This window comes from Pedobacter lusitanus, assembly GCF_040026395.1.
Taxonomy (GTDB): domain Bacteria; phylum Bacteroidota; class Bacteroidia; order Sphingobacteriales; family Sphingobacteriaceae; genus Pedobacter; species Pedobacter lusitanus.
Window position 1 is genome coordinate 5,467,354 of sequence record NZ_CP157278.1, and the last position, 17,069, is coordinate 5,484,422.

19 protein-coding genes are annotated in these 17,069 nt (G+C 37.8%); 11 read left to right on the top strand and 8 right to left on the bottom strand.

The genetic code is table 11. The annotated features are described in order from the left end of the window. Window positions 1-12: 12 nt before the first annotated feature. Window positions 13-1,281 (bottom strand): phosphatidylserine decarboxylase family protein, encoded by a 1,269-nt coding sequence (locus tag PL_RS23485; RefSeq protein WP_041885616.1) that lies wholly within the window; start codon window positions 1,279-1,281, stop codon window positions 13-15. A gap of 331 nt (window positions 1,282-1,612) precedes the next feature. Next, window positions 1,613-2,884 carry an Hsp70 family protein gene (locus tag PL_RS23490; RefSeq protein ID WP_041885682.1) on the bottom strand — a complete coding sequence of 424 codons (1,272 nt, stop codon included), beginning with the start codon at window positions 2,882-2,884 and terminating at the stop codon, window positions 1,613-1,615. 319 nt (window positions 2,885-3,203) lie between these two features. Between PL_RS23490 and PL_RS23495 the strand changes: the two genes are divergently transcribed. Both PL_RS23495 and PL_RS23500 read left to right on the top strand, forming a co-directional pair. After that, window positions 3,204-3,893 (top strand): S24 family peptidase, encoded by a 690-nt coding sequence (locus PL_RS23495; protein WP_041885617.1) that lies wholly within the window; start codon window positions 3,204-3,206, stop codon window positions 3,891-3,893. Between the two features lie 180 nt (window positions 3,894-4,073). Beyond that, window positions 4,074-5,027: a hypothetical protein gene (locus tag PL_RS23500; RefSeq protein WP_152620380.1), complete on the top strand. Its 954-nt coding sequence runs from the start codon at window positions 4,074-4,076 to the stop codon at window positions 5,025-5,027. Between the two features lie 40 nt (window positions 5,028-5,067). On the opposite strand, the gene PL_RS23505 is transcribed toward PL_RS23500, so the two are convergent. Then, window positions 5,068-5,967 (bottom strand): NAD-dependent epimerase/dehydratase family protein, encoded by a 900-nt coding sequence (locus PL_RS23505; protein WP_041885621.1) that lies wholly within the window; start codon window positions 5,965-5,967, stop codon window positions 5,068-5,070. 176 nt (window positions 5,968-6,143) lie between these two features. On the opposite strand from PL_RS23505, the gene PL_RS23510 reads away from it, so the two are divergent. After that, window positions 6,144-6,908, top strand: coding sequence for a GNAT family N-acetyltransferase (locus PL_RS23510; protein WP_041885623.1), 765 nt, complete (start codon window positions 6,144-6,146; stop codon window positions 6,906-6,908). A gap of 142 nt (window positions 6,909-7,050) precedes the next feature. On the opposite strand, the gene PL_RS23515 is transcribed toward PL_RS23510, so the two are convergent. Further along, entirely contained in the window at window positions 7,051-7,809 is a 759-nt protein-coding gene (locus PL_RS23515; protein WP_052496539.1) for an XRE family transcriptional regulator, read from the bottom strand. A gap of 273 nt (window positions 7,810-8,082) precedes the next feature. Here PL_RS23515 and PL_RS23520 point away from each other — a divergent pair, with 273 nt between their 5' ends. The 5 genes from PL_RS23520 to PL_RS23540 all read left to right on the top strand — a co-directional run bounded on the left by PL_RS23520 (window position 8,083) and on the right by PL_RS23540 (window position 12,076). Beyond that, on the top strand, window positions 8,083-8,463 hold the full coding sequence (locus PL_RS23520; protein ID WP_041885626.1) for a hypothetical protein: 381 nt from the start codon (window positions 8,083-8,085) through the stop codon (window positions 8,461-8,463). Between the two features lie 24 nt (window positions 8,464-8,487). Then, a complete protein-coding gene (locus PL_RS23525; protein ID WP_041885628.1) occupies window positions 8,488-9,837 on the top strand; it encodes a hypothetical protein in 1,350 nt (449 codons plus the stop codon). 154 nt (window positions 9,838-9,991) lie between these two features. After that, a complete protein-coding gene (locus PL_RS23530; protein ID WP_041885630.1) occupies window positions 9,992-10,354 on the top strand; it encodes a DHCW motif cupin fold protein in 363 nt (120 codons plus the stop codon). A gap of 99 nt (window positions 10,355-10,453) precedes the next feature. Continuing rightward, window positions 10,454-11,170, top strand: coding sequence for a DJ-1/PfpI family protein (locus PL_RS23535; RefSeq protein ID WP_082036028.1), 717 nt, complete (start codon window positions 10,454-10,456; stop codon window positions 11,168-11,170). A 180-nt stretch (window positions 11,171-11,350) separates the two neighbouring features. After that, window positions 11,351-12,076, top strand: coding sequence for a DJ-1/PfpI family protein (locus PL_RS23540; protein ID WP_160292151.1), 726 nt, complete (start codon window positions 11,351-11,353; stop codon window positions 12,074-12,076). Window positions 12,077-12,165: 89 nt separating this feature from the next. On the opposite strand, the gene PL_RS23545 is transcribed toward PL_RS23540, so the two are convergent. After that, window positions 12,166-12,441 carry a hypothetical protein gene (locus PL_RS23545; protein ID WP_041885634.1) on the bottom strand — a complete coding sequence of 92 codons (276 nt, stop codon included), beginning with the start codon at window positions 12,439-12,441 and terminating at the stop codon, window positions 12,166-12,168. 158 nt (window positions 12,442-12,599) lie between these two features. Between PL_RS23545 and PL_RS23550 the strand changes: the two genes are divergently transcribed. Next, window positions 12,600-14,261 carry an ABC1 kinase family protein gene (locus tag PL_RS23550; protein ID WP_052496542.1) on the top strand — a complete coding sequence of 554 codons (1,662 nt, stop codon included), beginning with the start codon at window positions 12,600-12,602 and terminating at the stop codon, window positions 14,259-14,261. Between the two features lie 92 nt (window positions 14,262-14,353). Here PL_RS23550 and PL_RS23555 read toward each other — a convergent pair whose 3' ends face one another. Beyond that, a complete protein-coding gene (locus PL_RS23555) occupies window positions 14,354-14,683 on the bottom strand; it encodes an ester cyclase (protein ID WP_052496543.1) in 330 nt (109 codons plus the stop codon). 9 nt (window positions 14,684-14,692) lie between these two features. Between PL_RS23555 and PL_RS23560 the strand changes: the two genes are divergently transcribed. Continuing rightward, window positions 14,693-15,103, top strand: a complete 411-nt coding sequence (locus tag PL_RS23560) for a hypothetical protein (RefSeq protein ID WP_041885636.1) — start codon at window positions 14,693-14,695, stop codon at window positions 15,101-15,103. Between the two features lie 46 nt (window positions 15,104-15,149). Here PL_RS23560 and PL_RS23565 read toward each other — a convergent pair whose 3' ends face one another. Next, the gene (locus PL_RS23565; protein WP_348620515.1) at window positions 15,150-15,506 is read right to left on the bottom strand and encodes a winged helix-turn-helix transcriptional regulator; all 357 of its coding nucleotides are present in this window, start codon (window positions 15,504-15,506) and stop codon (window positions 15,150-15,152) included. Window positions 15,507-15,607: 101 nt separating this feature from the next. Between PL_RS23565 and PL_RS23570 the strand changes: the two genes are divergently transcribed. Then, window positions 15,608-16,240, top strand: a complete 633-nt coding sequence (locus PL_RS23570; RefSeq protein ID WP_348620517.1) for a nitroreductase family protein — start codon at window positions 15,608-15,610, stop codon at window positions 16,238-16,240. A gap of 296 nt (window positions 16,241-16,536) precedes the next feature. Here PL_RS23570 and PL_RS23575 read toward each other — a convergent pair whose 3' ends face one another. After that, a complete protein-coding gene (locus PL_RS23575; protein WP_041885637.1) occupies window positions 16,537-16,986 on the bottom strand; it encodes an SRPBCC family protein in 450 nt (149 codons plus the stop codon). Between the last annotated feature and the right edge of the window lie 83 nt (window positions 16,987-17,069).

The window sequence follows — 17,069 nt, forward strand, 5'->3', positions numbered from 1 at the left end:
CTGATTTTTTTTCTAGGTTATCACAGTTGCGATTTTTGATTTTAATGGAATATTGCTGGAATCAAGCCCCGGAGTCTGTCCATGCATATCAAATACCAGTTTGACCTGTGGTCCAAAGAATAGGCAATGAGTAGAACCTCCAAAATGGAACATCCCTAGTTGTTCTCCTTTTTTGACATGCTGACCTTCATAAACTGTAATCTGACAGGAAGAAACCTCGGCCATTCCAACTGGCATGACACACATCAGCCCGATCGCAGGATTATCGGCCTCTATAAATATCAGCGCTCTTGTGGCAAGTTCAGTGATGTAGCCTTGTGAGTCATTCGGACCGGCAGGATCATAGCCTTCTGACAATGCCTCGGCATAATAAGTACCATCCTGTACATAGGCTTTTACAATTTTCCCGCTTACAGGGCTATGCCAGCGATGATAACTTAAAGCGCTTAAAAAAGCCTGATAAACTGTTCCTCCGATAAAATTTTCCAGCAGTGGGTCATTGGCCATCATATGTTCCAGGGAATATGGTTGTGCTTTAATCCAGAATTTGTCATGCTGTTTTACCTGATGGGCGATTCTGTAGGGCGCAGATTCACATGCATTTGCTATAACGGCATCATTATCCGGATCTGCCAGAGGCCGCTGGCCGTCTCTGAATTCTCTGGTAAAGAAGTCATCCCAGGATTTAAATCCGTGATAGGGCAGGGAGGGGTCGCATTTAAATTCTTTATCAAAATCGGGCATTGCTTTTTTAGCATCTGCACCAAACCATCCTGTTTTAGGATCTTCATTCAATACATACTTTGAATCATTGGAGCACAGAAAAATTGACCATTCGGTCAGGATTCTCTTTAATTGCCAGTTGACTTTTTCATTTAAAAAAGCGGCATAACCGGCGGTAGTACCCATAGACCAGTCCAGAATAGCGTTAATAGGAAAACCGACCAATCCTGTTTCATTGAATTCCGGGGCTTTGGTCATTATTCTGTTGATCAGCCTTAACATCAAATGATAGTTTCTGACCTGTGGTTGTCCGGCGGGATTGTTATTAAAAGGCGGTTTGCGCGGAACCTCCTCGAACATGAGATGGAACCACATAAAGATTTCCGGATCATCTTCTATTAATTCCTTAAATTCTTCAATTACAGGGAGCAAAGGATGTTTATCCTTTTCGACTTCAGCAATTAAATCATTTAACCATTTTTCCAGGATAGTCTGATCGGATGGAAGCCATCTGCCGACACGGAAGGCTTGTAACTTTTTGTTAGCTGTTGTTTTCATAAATGCTTGTTTTGCTATATGAAATTAGGCAAACCAATGAAAAACAATAAAGGTTGTTCCCGTTCATTTTCTGTTCATTTTAGTAGAATGTAAAATGTTTGTATTCTGTTTATCAGTGTAATACGTTTTAGATATCGTTACAAAGAACAGGGGATTTGATTTAGATGTGCTGTTTTTATTCCGGTATGCTGAAGAAGAAAAACCCGGGTATTTTTGTTGTATAAAACAAAAACTGCCTATGATAAGTATCATAGGCAGTTTTAATGAAAATCAGCTCAGTTTATTATACAGGATTATTACTTGGCTTCTTGTGTTCGAATTCCAGCTCAGCTTAGTCGGCATCAAACAAATAACCGCTATAAGCCAGTCCTTTTGCAACGCTGGTAAAGTTGTCTCCTGAGTTTACCGGGATGTGAGGGAATTTATTTCTGAACAGGTTTTGTACACCTCCAACCAGTGAGCTTCCACCAGTTAGAAACAAACTGTCGATCTCTTCTGCTTTAATGTTGTTTTTCAGCATGAACTCATCCAGATAGACACTGATTTTATTAATATCTTTTTCGATTACAGCAGCATATTGTTCTTTAGAAACTTCTTCATCGATCTCTATTTCCATATTGGAATAGCTAAACTGAGATACCGGCTCATCTGACAGGGTGATCTTTGTTTTTTCTATAGAACGGAATACGGAATAACCCAGGTTGTTTTCAATAAGGGTGATCAGGTTTTTAAATTTGCGGTCTTTTTTAGAATAATGATAATAATCCTGTAAGTCTTTCTGTATTCTGAGTCCGTTGAAAAAGTTCATTTTGTCCCAGGTACAGATATTGGCAAAAAGTGACATCGGAACGGTCAGGATTTTGCCTGGAGTGGCTTCATATAAAGTGTTTTTACCAAAGTAAGGTGTCCCTTTATCCCACATAAATGCTGAATCAAAACTGTCACCGCCAATATAAATACCACCGGAAGCAATCATATCATTTCTTCTGTCTTTATTGCCTACATTATCCGGGTCGAGAATCAGGTAAGTGAAATCTGTTGTACCTCCACCTAAATCGGCTACAAGTACCTTTTCCTTCTTTTTGATAGTCTTCTCGTAGGCAAATGCAGCTCCGATAGGTTCAAACTGGAAACGTACTTCATTAAAGCCTGCATTTTCTGCTGCTTTACTTAAACGGGTTTGCGCAAGTGTATCTTTTGATGTACTGTCATCATCAAAAAATACAGGTCTTCCGATAACTGCTTTCTGACAATCGTATCCAATAATTTCATCTGCTTTGGTCTTCAGATCCTTAAGAATTAATGCGACAAGATCTGATGCATTGTATCTTTTGTTATGTATCCGTGTTTCTATAAAGCTGCTTCTTGATAAGATTTGCTTGATGGATTTGATAAACCGGCCTTTCATACCATCACTCAGGTAAGCATCAATGGCGTTTTCACCTACTACATAGTTTAATGGCTGTGTTGCACTTTGTTCCTGTTGAAAATACAACAGGGAAGGGACTGTAATTGTACTGATGATTTCATTTTTTTCTTCATCATAAATAGAAAGAGCAGAATTGGTTGTTCCAAAATCAATTCCATATAGAAACTTACTCATTGCGAAAGGGAAATGTTGTTTTATAATATTTTTTCTGTAGGCAATTCTCCGTTCAATCATTTATAAAATGATCCGGGGAGATTTTACAGCTGTATTAAGATTGATATTCTTGTTGATATACGCTGTTTTAGCGCGTGCAAAGGTAGATTATTAGAATAATATCTGGGTTAAATTTGTGCAATTTGATTTAAAAATTAAAAGAAGCTGATTTTTTAAGGTTAGGAGTTGAAAAGAAGGTAGTTGTATTTCAAGATATCTGTTGCTATCTGTTTGCATATTTATCTACATTTGCCAATTGGCATAAATTACCTGAATTGAAATGGATATAATCAAAAAAGTAAACGATATCGCAGTAGAATTTTTTGATGATAATAACTCGAGGTTCGCTTCTAAAATGGGAACGAGTGAAACCAATATCAGGAATTACCGGAGTAAAATTATTCCAAAGGTAGATTTCATAGTCAGATTGTGTAATGAACTCGAAATAAGTCTGGAGTGGATGTTTAATAACTCGGGCCCGATGAGGGTCATTCAAACAGAAACTTTAAAACCTGTTGCGGGACAGCCGGTCATTCAAACAGAGCATAGAAAGGATGAGGGGGTACCACTGTATGATAGTAGTGCACAGTTAAGTCTGGTTGATCTATTTGAAGGGCATGGAAGTATAATAGATTATATCACTATACCTGGCCTTCCTAAAAGTGATGGTGCTCTGCATATCAAAGGGGATAGTATGTATCCTTTGTTGAAAAGCGGAGATATCGCTATTTATAAAAAAGTAAGGAATATTGAAGATGGGATTTTCTATGGTGAAATGTATCTGCTTTCTGTAAATATAGACGGGGATGATGCCACTATGGTAAGATATATTCAGAAATCTGATCTTGGAGTGGAATATGTCAGGTTAGTCAGTCAGCATATCAATCACTCCCCAAAAGATATGCACCTTAAACATATTAAAGCGCTGGCGCTGATTAAGGCGAGTATCCGTATCAATAGCATGCATTAATAGCACGCATTAATTGCATAATTTAATTTAACATACAGGTCTGCACGGTATTTTCTAATGCATCGTACACTAAACAGGAATGTTTTTTAGTTGAATTTAGTAGATCGGATTCCATTATTCAATGGAATAATTGTTTTAGCTTTAATAGACAAAACAACTCAAACCTTAACAAACCAGATTATGCAAACACAAACTATTGCTACCAAAAGAGCTGCACAGGATGTAGGCCAAAGGATTAGTGTGGAGCTGTCGGATTATTTGAAAAGTGGATTTAAGCAGAGATTTCCTGAGGAAAAGACTGCTGTATATCTTTCAAAAGAGACTATTTTGAAGTCTTTTGAGCATTCTGATAAGATTTCCGGAATCAGATTTATGTATGGTTTTGAAAATGCGGATGATCCTGAATCAAGAGTATTGCTGCTGATGCCATGCAATATAACTTCAATGCATCTCTCTATTCCGAATATTATGGTAGAGTATAAGGGTTATCTGACTGATAAGGGTACCTGGGTAAGTCTGGAGAGGAGCTGGGAGCTTTTATACAATCATACTTTACGATTCAGTGCTTACTACCCTCATCATAATTATAATAAAATAATGCGTGGTTCATTTATTGGGATCAGAAGTCTGCTCTCTTTATTGGATACCGAAGGATGTGTGGGTATCAATTTTAATTTTGGTTATGATGATACTATCTCAGATATATCTATCAAAAACAAGCCTGTTTTTGAAGCCGTAAATTCATGGGGGGATGGTCTGGATGTGTTTGATTTCACTATGCCTTGTCCTCCGACATGTTCTCCAACTGATCCAAGATCGGTTGGTCATCATACTGAAAATATAAGCAAAAGCTATTCTCATCCGGATAGTTTAAATCTGAATACTCATTTCCGGGATGAATATCTGTTAAAATACAATGATAACGGCCCGCTCGTTGAAATGTATTATTCTGTCAGCCCTGCTATAAGTGAAAAACTCAATGCTGTTCTGGATAGTAACAGCATTGAAGGGCATGCACACAGGTTACAGATACAAGACTTTAATAACCTGGTTAATACGGGTAATTATGGTGAGGCAAAAATCGTCTTTGAACGTATTGTAAAGGAAATGATGGACATTTATCTATTCCAGTAAGATTATATCTTCAGCATTCTGTATCCTGCAGAATGCTGAATTAAATTGCTTTTGAAGCAATCCACTCTGAAACAGATTGAGCTGCAGGTTTCCATCCCAATAATTTACGGGCATGCACAGCGCGGACACGACTGTTTGAAGCTATGGCAAATCTTGCCCAGTCCCCCAGTTCAGCTATTGCCTCTGCTACCGGCCAGCTGATCGTTTTACCGCCAAATCCCAGTGCATGGCTGACATATCCGGCAATATCGCCGTAAGACTCTTCTCCATTTTCAGCATAGAAATAAGAGGCTGAAGCTGCATTTTCCAGGGCAAGAAGATATAAATTGGCTAAATCTGCTATATGTACATTGGACCAGCGGTTAAGCCCTTTTCCAACATAGATGCCAGCACCCGCTTCTTTTGATTTTCTAAAGATCACTGGCAACTGATCACTCTGGACATCCAGCCCCAAAGCATCACCATATACCATTGTTGGTACAATGACTATGGATCTGACCCAGCTATTAACTCCTGCACGACGCACCAGATCATTGATAGCGACTCTTTCTTCTCTGATATCCATTGGTTTAAATGGGGTTTCTTCAGTGAAGATTTCTGCAGATGTTGAGTCACCGCGGGCATCATCACCCACAACGCTTGATCCGGAAGTATGAATAAAGGCCTTTCCCGTTCCTTTCAGTGCTTCAATAAAAGTTTCAACAGCAATTCTGTGATCAGAGTTGGCTGTGTTAATAACTGCGTCTGCTTTTTTAGCCTGTGTGATTAATATTTCTGTATCATTCAATGTACCAATTACGGGTGTAATTCCCAGTGATAAAACAGCATCTGCTTTTTCTTTGCTGCGCACCACGCCGGTCACCTGATGACCTGCATCGATTAATATTTTTGCTACTGAACCACCTATATAACCTGTAACTCCGGTCAGAAAAACTTTCATATGTTTTAATTTGAAAAATTAGATGTACGAATTTCTGTTATATAACTTTATAATAGAAATAAGGTAATTTATAGAATAGTATCAGGATTGTAATATCACTGGACTATCCATGATAATATTACTGGTCTACAATGATTTTTGACTGGTATGTAAATTTGTATCACAATATAATTTATATGATACAAGACGAGAAAATTGTTATTGATAACCTGTTTGAATTTTGGGATTTCACAGGTAATCTATCTAAGACTATCTTATCTGCAGAGGACTTTAAGGCGGTTTATCCTAAAAATTCAGACTGGCCAAAAAGAATATTCAGCCTGAAAAATGATATGGATCCAAAAACAGATGTGTTTGAAAAAATATCGGCTCAGATAGGTAATGGAAGTTTGCCTAATATGCTCACACTTACTGAATCAATGAGTAATCTATATCAGGAGGATTTATCGGAAGCCGGGTTTATTCCTAAAATGAAGCAAAGGGGGATGAGAATTGATTTGTCCGGATTGGGTTTTATAGAACAGCCATCGGAATATAAGTTTAAGACCGTTAGTGGCGCTGCGGAAGCTGATTTGTTTGCATCTATTGCTTCTGCTTCATTTAAATATCAGGTTGATGGCAGAATTATAGAATTACTTTCAGCTAATGATCACAGCATCAGGTTATTCATTGGGTATTTTAATGAAACACCTGCTGCCTGTGGGCTTGTATTTTATGATCGATATGGGAACGCTGGTTTGCACATGATTGGAACACTACCTGAATTCAGAGGTAAGGGACTGGCATATTATATGACTGTTCATTTGATGACAGCGTGTATTGAAGACGGCAGGATGACCTGTGTGCTACATGCTTCTGAAGCTGGAGAGAAGGTTTATTTAAAGCTTGGTTTTATACCCGTAAAACAGATTATAGGCTATTCTTTGCCTCTTTTGAATTGATTACTAAGGATGATGTTGTCAGAATGCTATTTTGATGCTGTACACCGGTAAAAATACGTGAAACTATTCTTCACACCTGATTTATTCCTGGAATTTTTTTATCAGAGAATAAATCAGGTGTGATAAGCTCTTTTGATGCTGGTTATCTTTTTTGCAGCACATTAACTATGTTAAAGATTTGCTTTACTTCATCAAGCTGGATATCAAAATCCGGATAAGTAGTTTTATCAGGATTTAATGAGTGACAGGTGATAATACCAGTTTCAATATCATGGTTTGATATGCGTTTGGCTATAATTCCCATTTTTCTATGTACAATGATATAATCTTTGAACCGGTGGGTATGGAATTTGGAAGTCCATAAATGCTGCTGAATTTCTCTGCCTGTGGCAATACTACCATCACTGATACTTTCTTTGGTATTGTCATCCATACTGTCTCCAACTATTTCAAATGCTCTGTAACTGCCTTTATGATATTTGTCCACGATAATTGTATGCTTTGGTAATACTTCTAAATACTCTGGATCTTTATAACCGGATAAATAACCTGCATAAGCATATTCATTTACTAATGGTACGACCATCAGGTACTGACCATCTCCCAGATCAATAAAAGGAGAGTCGGTAAACTCAAGTGGATATTGTATCTCCCCAATAGCTCTTGCGTTGGGTTTAACACTATCAGTTGTCATTTCTCCATGGCCGGTTTCCAGCCATTCTATATTTAAAGAAAATTCTTTATTTAATGCGTTTTTGATATCTCCGGATACCTTCACTTTACCTCTTTCGACATCTGCGAAGCTGCCTTGTTTTAGCCCGGTTACTGCTCCAAACTCTATCTGAGTCTTATTGAGTGATTTTCTAAAAATTTTAAGGCGTTGATTTTCAGTATTTTCCATCTTTGTTTAAAGAATATTCTATTTATATATTGCAAATATAGAATATTCTATATTATCTTTGTAGTGTACAACGAAGTAAATGTACAAAAAATAGAATTATACAAGAAATACATAATTGCAAATCATTGATTTTTAGTGTTATGGGATCGGTTGTTCAAAGGGTTATAGGGAAATGTAATTGCTGCTGGTATACTGATGAAAATATAGAATGATTAGCAAATTTTATGAAGTAGAAAAAATAATGGACTTACACTACCTATAAAACTTAACAAAATGGAAGAGCTACAAAACCCACAGGCAGAAACACAGGATATGATTGACAGAAAGGCCGCATGGATTGAAAGAATGTTTGACAGATTGTTTTCTGCCGTGCAGAAGAACCCTTTTGCAACTATGCTTATCCTCTCCGTAGTCTTAAATTTCTGGCAGTATAACGTCGTTAATGAAATGAACAGACTCCGGATTGCGGATATCACCTTATTAAATGAAAAGATCAACAGAGCGGTGGAGAAGGGGGGACAACTGGATTTGTCCGGACAACTTACTCCTTACAATAAAGAGCTGCGGGATAGCAACAACAAAAAATCTGATACAAGTCTGTTTCATCTGAACGGAGCTGTTGAGTCAGTCAGAAAATACTGGAATTTCAAATAATCAATTATATAAAATAAATAAATTATGAATAAAGCAGCAGCAGAGGCGGCGGCAGTAACCGCACAAAATCAAACAGGGTCAATTATTGTCAATGGTCAGGTCATCACCTATGTAGTAGAGGGTAGTAAAATTACCTATTCGGATGGTAAAATTGCAGGACCTTCTATTGCAAGTACTGATTTTGAAAAGGCATATGCAACAGCAGTTGCTTCGCCGGTTATCGTTCCGGTAGATCCTGATTTTGTAAATGTGGGCACAGGTTCGGGGCAACTTATACTGGATCCTCTGGTAAATGCCAGTATCAGGATTGTATCTGGTAATTATAATTATATCTATGTGCAGAAGGCTACAAACGTTAGAATAGATGCAACAGGAGTAGTTTTAAATGGTGGTACCATTGACATCGGCCAGGCTGATAATCTGGAGTTATGGGGAGCGGCAATTATTGATCAGCCATATCGTGCGCTTTCTATCGGAGAGCAGAGCAATGGTATTTATCTGCATGATATAAGTTTCAAAAATGTAGGTAATTATACGATTGCCTACGAAAACAAAACTGTCTATGATGGTACAGATAGTACAGCTTCAAAAGACTGGAAATTTGAGAGATTAACTTTTGAAAACACAGGTACAGGATTCCATAGTGGCGGTGGTTTTACAGATGAAGGAATAGTAAGTCTGATGGTTAATTTTAAGTTCCTGAACTGCAGTGTTAAAAACTGTCCTGATATTGGAAATGTGGTTTATCTGGGATCCGCGGAAAATTATGAAATCGCCGGGAATACAGTGGATAATATTAATACACTGTATGCCGATCCCAATGCGCCTAACGGGTACCATAATGGTATATTCCAGGCAAGAGGAAATGGTTCATTCCATGATAATAAAATCACTAATCATCAGGGAAATGCGATCCGTGCATGGGGCGCATCCTTTCAATCTGAAGTTAAAAATGTCATGATCTATAATAATATTGTATGGAACAGCTGGAAATATTCTGCCTTTGAATTACAGGCTACTCCGGATATGCAGGAGTACATGCAGAGTTTTCCTTCCAGAATGAAACCTGCCAATGCAAAGGTTTATCATAATACAGCTGGTCTTTTAAACAGATCTCATGACTGGGAAGGTGTAATGCTTGATCTGTATCAGACAGGAGGTACACTGGAATATTACAATAACCTTGGTTTTGAACTATACAGGCCAGATGACTGGCGTCCGATTGGTGATATGACTAATATGGGTGGCCCGGTAATTATCCGTAATGAGAATAATCGTTATTTCCCGTTACAGCAGGATGCCGTAACAGATACGGTGACTTTCAAATCACTTATCACAGGAATTGGTGCACAAGAAGGAATCGGTGCCCAGTAATCAAAAGATTAAATAAACTGGTTTGAATACAGAAGTTTATAATTGAGAGGCACAAACCCAGGAATTTAGCTAACTGTATTCGAACTGGTTTTATCAAATTATATGATCTTCAGACTCTGGAAAATCCTATCTTGTAATAAAAAATAGTATAAATATGGATTCAGGAGGTATTGCATTTGAAAACACAGACTGGGAAAATATTCCTGCAACCAGACATAACGGAGAGACTGGATTTGCACTCTGGAAAACCATAGACTATGGCGATCTACGCATTAGAGTAGTGGAATATTCAAAAAATTATAAGGCAGATCATTGGTGCTCCAAAGGACATGTCATTTACTGTATTGAAGGTGAAATGGTTTCAGAATTAGCAGATGGGAGTGAATATAAACTAACTAAAGGAATGTCTTATCAGGTTTCAGATGAATTAAGCTCTCACCGGACCTATTCTGAACAGGGCGTGAAATTGTTTATCGTAGATGGTTCATTTCTTGGACAGAGACCAGAAAAACAATAAAAATGCTGGTGATTATGTTTGGCAGAAATTGACTGAAAGTTGTCATTGCTGTCGCTTTTGTTAAGGGCTACCTTTGCTTCATACAAAACGATTAATCCAATGAGAAGTATTCAGTTTCTACTAATAATGGCGGTTATTTTCACGTCATTCGGATCGGTAAATGCGCAAACCGGTCATCAGTTCAATTTCAAAAAAAACAAGAAAATCAACGTAGCCTTTTTTGTCTTCAACGATGTGGAGGCTTTAGATTTAAATGGCCCGATCGATGTTTTGACTAAGGCTAACACAATGGATCCGGTTTATAATTTATATACGGTTTCATTAACCAGAGAGGCAGTAAAAGCGCAGGGAGATGTGTTTAAGATGAATGCTACTTATACGATTGAAGATGCCCCGCAAGCAGATATCTTAATTATGCCTGGCGGGTCCACTATGCAGATCAACAAATTGTGTGCTGATCATCCTGAACTGATAACATGGCTAAAAAAACAACATGAATCGACTGAGGTAACCATGTCTGTATGTACCGGTGCTTTCTTTTTAGCTTCTTCAGGTATTTTAGATGGAAAACAGGCTACCACGCATTTCAGCGCAATTGATTTGTTAAGGAAAAATGAGAAATTTAAGGTTGTAGAAAACCTTCGTTATATTCAGGATGGCAAAGTTTTAACTACTGCCGGGATTACCTCAGGTTTGGATGGTGCTTTATACTTAAGCGAATTGATCAGCGGTAAGGCTGTAGCAGATCAGATTGCACAAATACTTATTTATAACCGTAATGGTGATTTAAGTTTCATGGATGCTGTGGCAAAATAGTACTCCAATTTATCCCTCACGCTAATTTATCAAAGGATGATATAACGTCCATAATTGTCATATGCAGGACTTGAAATGCATATGATCAGGAATCCGTATGCCCCAATAATTAGCAATTGTAATTTCGGAAACGGCCTGTTTGACAGCAGGAATACAAGAACAATTTTAATATATAAATCAATGAAAATATTCAAAGTAATTTTGATACTGGCGGTAATCATACTCTCTATGGCTGCCTTAAATGCACAAACTCTTAAAAAAGAACCTCAACTCAATTTTAAAAAAGGAAAGAAGATTAATGTTGCGTTTTTAGTTTTTGATCAGGTAGAATCTCTGGATCTGAATGGACCTGTAGATATTTTTACCAAAGCAAATCATGCTGATACTGTTTATAACCTGTACACGGTATCGTTAACTAAAAAAGCGGTTAATGCAGAAGGCAATGTATTGAAAATGAATGCTACCTATACTATAAATGATGCCCCTCAGGCTGATATTCTGGTTATTCCCGGCGCATTTCCACCTGTTATTCTTCAGTTATCAAAAGAGCATCCGGAACTGATTCGCTGGCTGCAGGAACAAAGTAAATCTTCAGTAGTGACGATGTCTGTCTGTACAGGGGCACTTCTGCTGGCTGAAGCCGGTATTTTAAATCATAAGGAGGCAACTACTCATCATCAGGCTTTGGATATACTTAAAAAATATCCTCAAGTCAAAATAGTAGAGCATGTTCGTTATGTACAGGACGGGAAGATATTGACCACTGCGGGTATTACTTCTGGTTTTGATGGCAGTTTACATCTGGTGGACCTGATTAATGACAAAGAGGTTGCTGACAGGATAGCTCATATGTTAATTTACAACAGAAATGGAAATCTGGACTTCATGGAAATTCAGGCAAAATAGCAATTGAATTACAGGGAATCGGCGCAGGATGCTATAAAACAGGCAGAGAAATTTGATGATCTCTGCCTGTTTTGTTTCGCTTCAGGCGATTATTGCTTGTTCACAAAGATTCCTCTGAAAGCTGACCAGCAAGCATTCTTTATATCAATAGGAAGTGAGTCTTTTACATAAAACTGTATGCCATTTTCGTCATAGAAATAACGGAAGTAATTTCCAAGTTTGTCTGGTTTCTCACCCGTATGAATATTTTCACGATTAATCAGCCAGCGGGAGTAGGTTATTTCTACACCATCCAGTGCATCCTCAAGATCTTTAATCTTGCCGGAATTTTTATCGCTATTAATCAAATCACTATAATCTTTCATATTAAATATTCATTTAACTGGTAAAGGTACGGATTATATAAGGGTTAGGCGATTATTGACCAGATTGGCTGTTTAATCCTGCTGGTGGACAGATTATCTTATTCTGGCATGGATTTTTCTCTATCTTTTGGAACGCATAGCTGCTAAATCAATAAAATATGATGGTTAATCAAAAGAGGAAACTCAAAAGAACAGTCTCACTTGTCAGCATATTTGTGAAATATGGATTTGAGGAATTATTAATCAGAAGTAATATCAAAAGCTTGTTGCCTTCTGATGATGACAATGAGCAGGCAGCAGAAGCGGAGTTATCTCTGACTGTTTATGAACGGATCAGAATGGCGCTGGAAGAATTGGGGCCAACTTATGTGAAATTTGGACAGGCATTTAGCAGCAGAGAAGACCTTCTGCCTGCAGAAATGATTGTTGAGCTGCAAAAACTGCAGGATAATGTAGAAATTGAGGTTCTGGACGTCAAAGAAAGAATCGAAGCAGAATTAGGTATTGATCCTGATGAGTATTTTGAAAGTGTTGACACGGAGCCTTTTGCATCTGCTTCCATATCGCAGGTTTATAAAGCTAAATTAAAAAGTGGTGCGCCTGTAGTGTTGAAGATAAAACGGGCTGGAATCAGAGAGGTCGTGGCTTCAGATATGCTCATCATGAAAGATGTAGCAAAACTGCTGACTAATTATAGTGAATTGTTCCGGAAGATCAATCTGAATGAAGTACTCGAAGCGTTTGAAAAGTCTATTTTTCAGGAGCTTTCTTTTTTGAATGAGCTGGCTAATATAGAGAAGTTCAACAGAAACTTTAAAGGGGTGGATACTATCTATCTGGTTAAGGCTTATCCGGAGTTAAGCAACGACAATATACTTTGTATGGAGTTTGTTGAGGGGGTAAAAATAACGAATAAAGAAGCTATCATTGCTTTGGGGCTGAATCCTGCTTCGATTGCTTCCCGGGGTCTTGATCTTTATCTGGTACAGGTGCTGGAGCATGGCTTCTTTCATGCCGACCCTCATCCGGGCAATCTTTTAGTAATGGATAGTGGTAAAATTGCTTTCATTGACTTTGGTTCAATGGGCAGTATGGTTCCGAAAGAAAAGGAGCTGCTGGAAGATTTTATCTCTCATTTTATAGAACAGGATGCCCGCAGACTGATTGCTACTATCAAAAAGATGGCGATACGTTTCAATATCAGTGACGAAAAGAAACTGGAAAAAGATATTCATCATTTTTTCAATTTACTGAACAGTACATCATTGCAGGAAATTGACGTCAAAGAAGTATTAAGCCGGTTTTCGGCTATTCTGAATGAAAATGAAATCCTGATGCCAGAACATCTTTATCTTTTGGTAAGAGGAATTGTATTAATTGAAGGTATAGGCAGAGCATTGATCCCTGATCTGAATATTATTGAGAGTTTAAAACCTTATATATTCAAAATTGCCATTCGTAAACTCAGTCCTGAAAATCTGAAAATCAGTGGAATGAAGCTTTTAAGAACATTAACAGATGCACTGAAAACTATGCCGGATGATGTGCAGTCTGTTCTGGCAAAACTTAATAACGGAGATCTGAAAGTTGTACAGGAAATTGAAGGTTTATCACTGATTAAAAAACTGATAAGCCGATTGATGAACCGGTTGGTCTTTGCTATACTGATGTCCGGATTATTTATTAGCTCGGCTATATTGGTACTGGCTGATAAACCGCCTTATTTTAATGGAATTCCAGTTCTGGCTCTGATTGGTTTTATACTGAGTCTGGTTTTTGGAATTTCACTGCTGATTTCCTGGCTGTCAAAAAATAAATAGTTATAATCAAAGGCAAGGCTATTTTTTGCCTCGCCTTTAATCATAACTGAATTCTGTTTGTCAAGCGATGTGATGCTGAATTTGGAGGCTAATTATTTTTTAAGAGAACTTGCCGGAACAGATTTTACATTAACTACTCCTAACTGTTGTAATAGCAGTAGCTGATCCCAGAAAAGGTATTCTTTGTTGACTCTTCCATCAACAAAATTGGCAACTGTACAAAAAAGTACATGGATTTTCTTACCTGTAGGAGGAATAACCCTTCCGTTACCGAGATCCAACGGCCCGGTATGTGTACCTACAAGTTCACTTACACTACAAACGGTATTGCCTGAACCAAACTGATAAATGTAATTTACGCTGCTGTCTGCACGGGCAGGAATAATTTGCATATCAGGAAAGGCCTTAAATAAGGTGTACATATCGCTGCTGTGATCTTTAATATATATGATTTCTGGAATAATGGTTTAGTTGGGTTGATTAATGGTGGTGACCATTTTGAACAACAATTAAGACCAGGTGAAATCAGAATGATGTCTGTTCACGCTAAAGAAAATCATCCGCAGTTTATTGCGACCAATCGTCATATTATGCAGGGCTATTTAGACTTGAAGGATTGCATATGGAATAGTAAAAAGAAAACACTTAAAGGTGTTTCAGATGTGATCAAAGATGATACATACAAAGTGATCATTGCTACCAATGGTTACCAGATTTCAACTTGCAATGTTTCAGCAGGGAAGTATAAGGTTAAAATGATTGAGGGGAATTCTGGTATAGCAGAGCTAATTATTAATACAACGAAGAATGCAACGGTAAACTGGGAGGTGAAGTTTAAATAATATTCTTCGGTGGCAGGAGCTGGTATGCTGATAATATATAAATCTTCTATTTACCGGTAATTCTTTTTCTGTGATCCGTTCCCCAGGCAGATAGTGCTTTAAGAACATTTTCCAGGGTGCGGCCGTACTCGGTAAGTTCATATTCAACACCTATGGGTTGAGTATTTAATATCGTTCTTGTAACAAGCTGGTTGATCTCCAGATCTTTTAGTTCACGGCTTAACATTTTACCGGAAATCCCATTTATCTCACGTAAAAGATCTGTAAATCTCATTTTACCTAAGAAGAGTGCACCTATAATGGTAATCTTCCAGCGTCCATTTAAGATATCCATAGCGTCATGTACAGAAAGTATAGTCTTACTGCATTTTTCTGTTAGGGTTTGAACTTTCTCTTCCATCATATGTTAGTTAGTATACTTTTTGTCACTGTTACTTTTGGTAACTGGATGACAAAAGTACATAAAGTGTTCTTACTTTTGCCTCGTTAATTAATTTTTTTAAAATGGTCTTACTGGAAGCATTAAATTGGCGATATGCCACAAAAAAAATGAACGGACAAGTTGTCCCACAAGACAAACTTGATTATATTTTAGAAGCAGCGCGACTTGCTCCATCCTCATCAGGGTTACAGCCTTTTCGTGTTTTTGTGATTTCTAATAAAGAATTACTGGAGAAAATACAACCCATTGCCTATAACCAAAGCCAGATTACTGATGCTTCGCATTTATTGGTCTTTGCAGCCTGGGATGGTTACAGCTTAGAAAGAATAGAAGAGGTCTTTAATAAAACTATTGCAGAAAGAGGACTGCCAGCTGCTGCAATGGATGATTATAAAGCGACACTTTGGGGTATGTATGAACCTCTTGGGCAAGAGTGGCATGCAAATCATGCTGCAAGACAAGCTTATATTTCATTTGGTCTGGCAATTGGAGCAGCGGCAGAACAAAGAGTTGATGCAACTCCGATTGAAGGATTTTTACCACCAGCTTTAGATGAGTTGCTGGGTTTGAAAGAACTGGGGCTGAAAAGTGCGGTGATCTTAGCCTTAGGTTATAGAGATGAAGCCAATGACTGGCTGGTGAATATGAAAAAGGTCAGAACTCCAAAAGAAAACTTTGTAACAGCAATCATTTAAAAAAAAGGCGATCAGAGAGCAGCGGCGGAAGGCTGATTAGCTTATTGCCAATAAGAAATACAAGCGAAAGAAACAGATTTTTTGTTTGTTAAAAGGTGATTTTAACCAGGCTTACGAGGTTGGTTAAAATCACCTTTTTTGTGAAATATTCTGGCTGTCAATATCAAAGCCAGCTTCATTTAACAGTTGAATCAATGGAAAAGCATACCTGTTCCGTGCGGTAAAATATTTGGAACCTTACCAGATAAAATACAATAAAGTATATCCAGGCATTCTGGATATACTTCTAATAAGTATCAGGCATCAGGTATCTCAGGTTCAACCAGCTTATTCAGTTTTTCCAGTGATTCCTGCCAGCCCAGATAACACATTTCTGCAGGTATCATAGCAGGTATCCCTTCCTGCAATATTTTTAATTCTGTACCAACAGATGTTTTTTGAATCCAAACAGAAGTGGTCATTGTACCAGGCAGGTTTGGATCATCAAATTTATCAGTATACTTCAGAAACTCATTGGGCTTGAGCTCTAAATACTCTCCGCCAAAGGAGTGACCGTTGCCAGTTGTGAAATTGTGAAATGACATCTTAAAAGTACCGCCTACCTGTACATTCATATTGTGTACTGTACAAAGATAACCATACGGTGGCAACCATGAAGCGATTGCTATAGCTTCAGTGAAGGCACGATATATCTTTTCAGGTGAGGCCTTAATAACTCTGTGCAATGAAACTTTGTTGTCTGACATAAAATCATTTTTTTGTATTCCTACTCATTTGGCTTTTCGGTTCGCCCGTTTTTTTATATGGTAGCTGCTCCACTGTTTATATT

Bases quoted from the DNA above. Each gene is read 5' to 3' on its own strand.
- PL_RS23555 (WP_052496543.1), bottom strand. From the start codon at position 14,683: ATGTACACCTTATTTAAGGCCTTTCCTGATATGCAAATTATTCCTGCC.
- PL_RS23565 (WP_348620515.1), bottom strand. From the start codon at position 15,506: ATGATGGAAGAGAAAGTTCAAACCCTAACAGAAAAATGCAGTAAGACT.
- PL_RS23490 (WP_041885682.1), bottom strand. From the start codon at position 2,884: ATGAGTAAGTTTCTATATGGAATTGATTTTGGAACAACCAATTCTGCT.
- PL_RS23520 (WP_041885626.1), top strand. From the start codon at position 8,083: ATGGAAGAGCTACAAAACCCACAGGCAGAAACACAGGATATGATTGAC.
- PL_RS23515 (WP_052496539.1), bottom strand. From the start codon at position 7,809: ATGGAAAATACTGAAAATCAACGCCTTAAAATTTTTAGAAAATCACTC.
- PL_RS23550 (WP_052496542.1), top strand. From the start codon at position 12,600: ATGATGGTTAATCAAAAGAGGAAACTCAAAAGAACAGTCTCACTTGTC.
- PL_RS23500 (WP_152620380.1), top strand. From the start codon at position 4,074: ATGCAAACACAAACTATTGCTACCAAAAGAGCTGCACAGGATGTAGGC.
- PL_RS23570 (WP_348620517.1), top strand. From the start codon at position 15,608: ATGGTCTTACTGGAAGCATTAAATTGGCGATATGCCACAAAAAAAATG.
- PL_RS23530 (WP_041885630.1), top strand. From the start codon at position 9,992: ATGGATTCAGGAGGTATTGCATTTGAAAACACAGACTGGGAAAATATT.
- PL_RS23535 (WP_082036028.1), top strand. From the start codon at position 10,454: ATGAGAAGTATTCAGTTTCTACTAATAATGGCGGTTATTTTCACGTCA.
- PL_RS23510 (WP_041885623.1), top strand. From the start codon at position 6,144: ATGATACAAGACGAGAAAATTGTTATTGATAACCTGTTTGAATTTTGG.
- PL_RS23575 (WP_041885637.1), bottom strand. From the start codon at position 16,986: ATGTCAGACAACAAAGTTTCATTGCACAGAGTTATTAAGGCCTCACCT.
- PL_RS23525 (WP_041885628.1), top strand. From the start codon at position 8,488: ATGAATAAAGCAGCAGCAGAGGCGGCGGCAGTAACCGCACAAAATCAA.
- PL_RS23485 (WP_041885616.1), bottom strand. From the start codon at position 1,281: ATGAAAACAACAGCTAACAAAAAGTTACAAGCCTTCCGTGTCGGCAGA.
- PL_RS23495 (WP_041885617.1), top strand. From the start codon at position 3,204: ATGGATATAATCAAAAAAGTAAACGATATCGCAGTAGAATTTTTTGAT.
- PL_RS23505 (WP_041885621.1), bottom strand. From the start codon at position 5,967: ATGAAAGTTTTTCTGACCGGAGTTACAGGTTATATAGGTGGTTCAGTA.
- PL_RS23545 (WP_041885634.1), bottom strand. From the start codon at position 12,441: ATGAAAGATTATAGTGATTTGATTAATAGCGATAAAAATTCCGGCAAG.
- PL_RS23540 (WP_160292151.1), top strand. From the start codon at position 11,351: ATGAAAATATTCAAAGTAATTTTGATACTGGCGGTAATCATACTCTCT.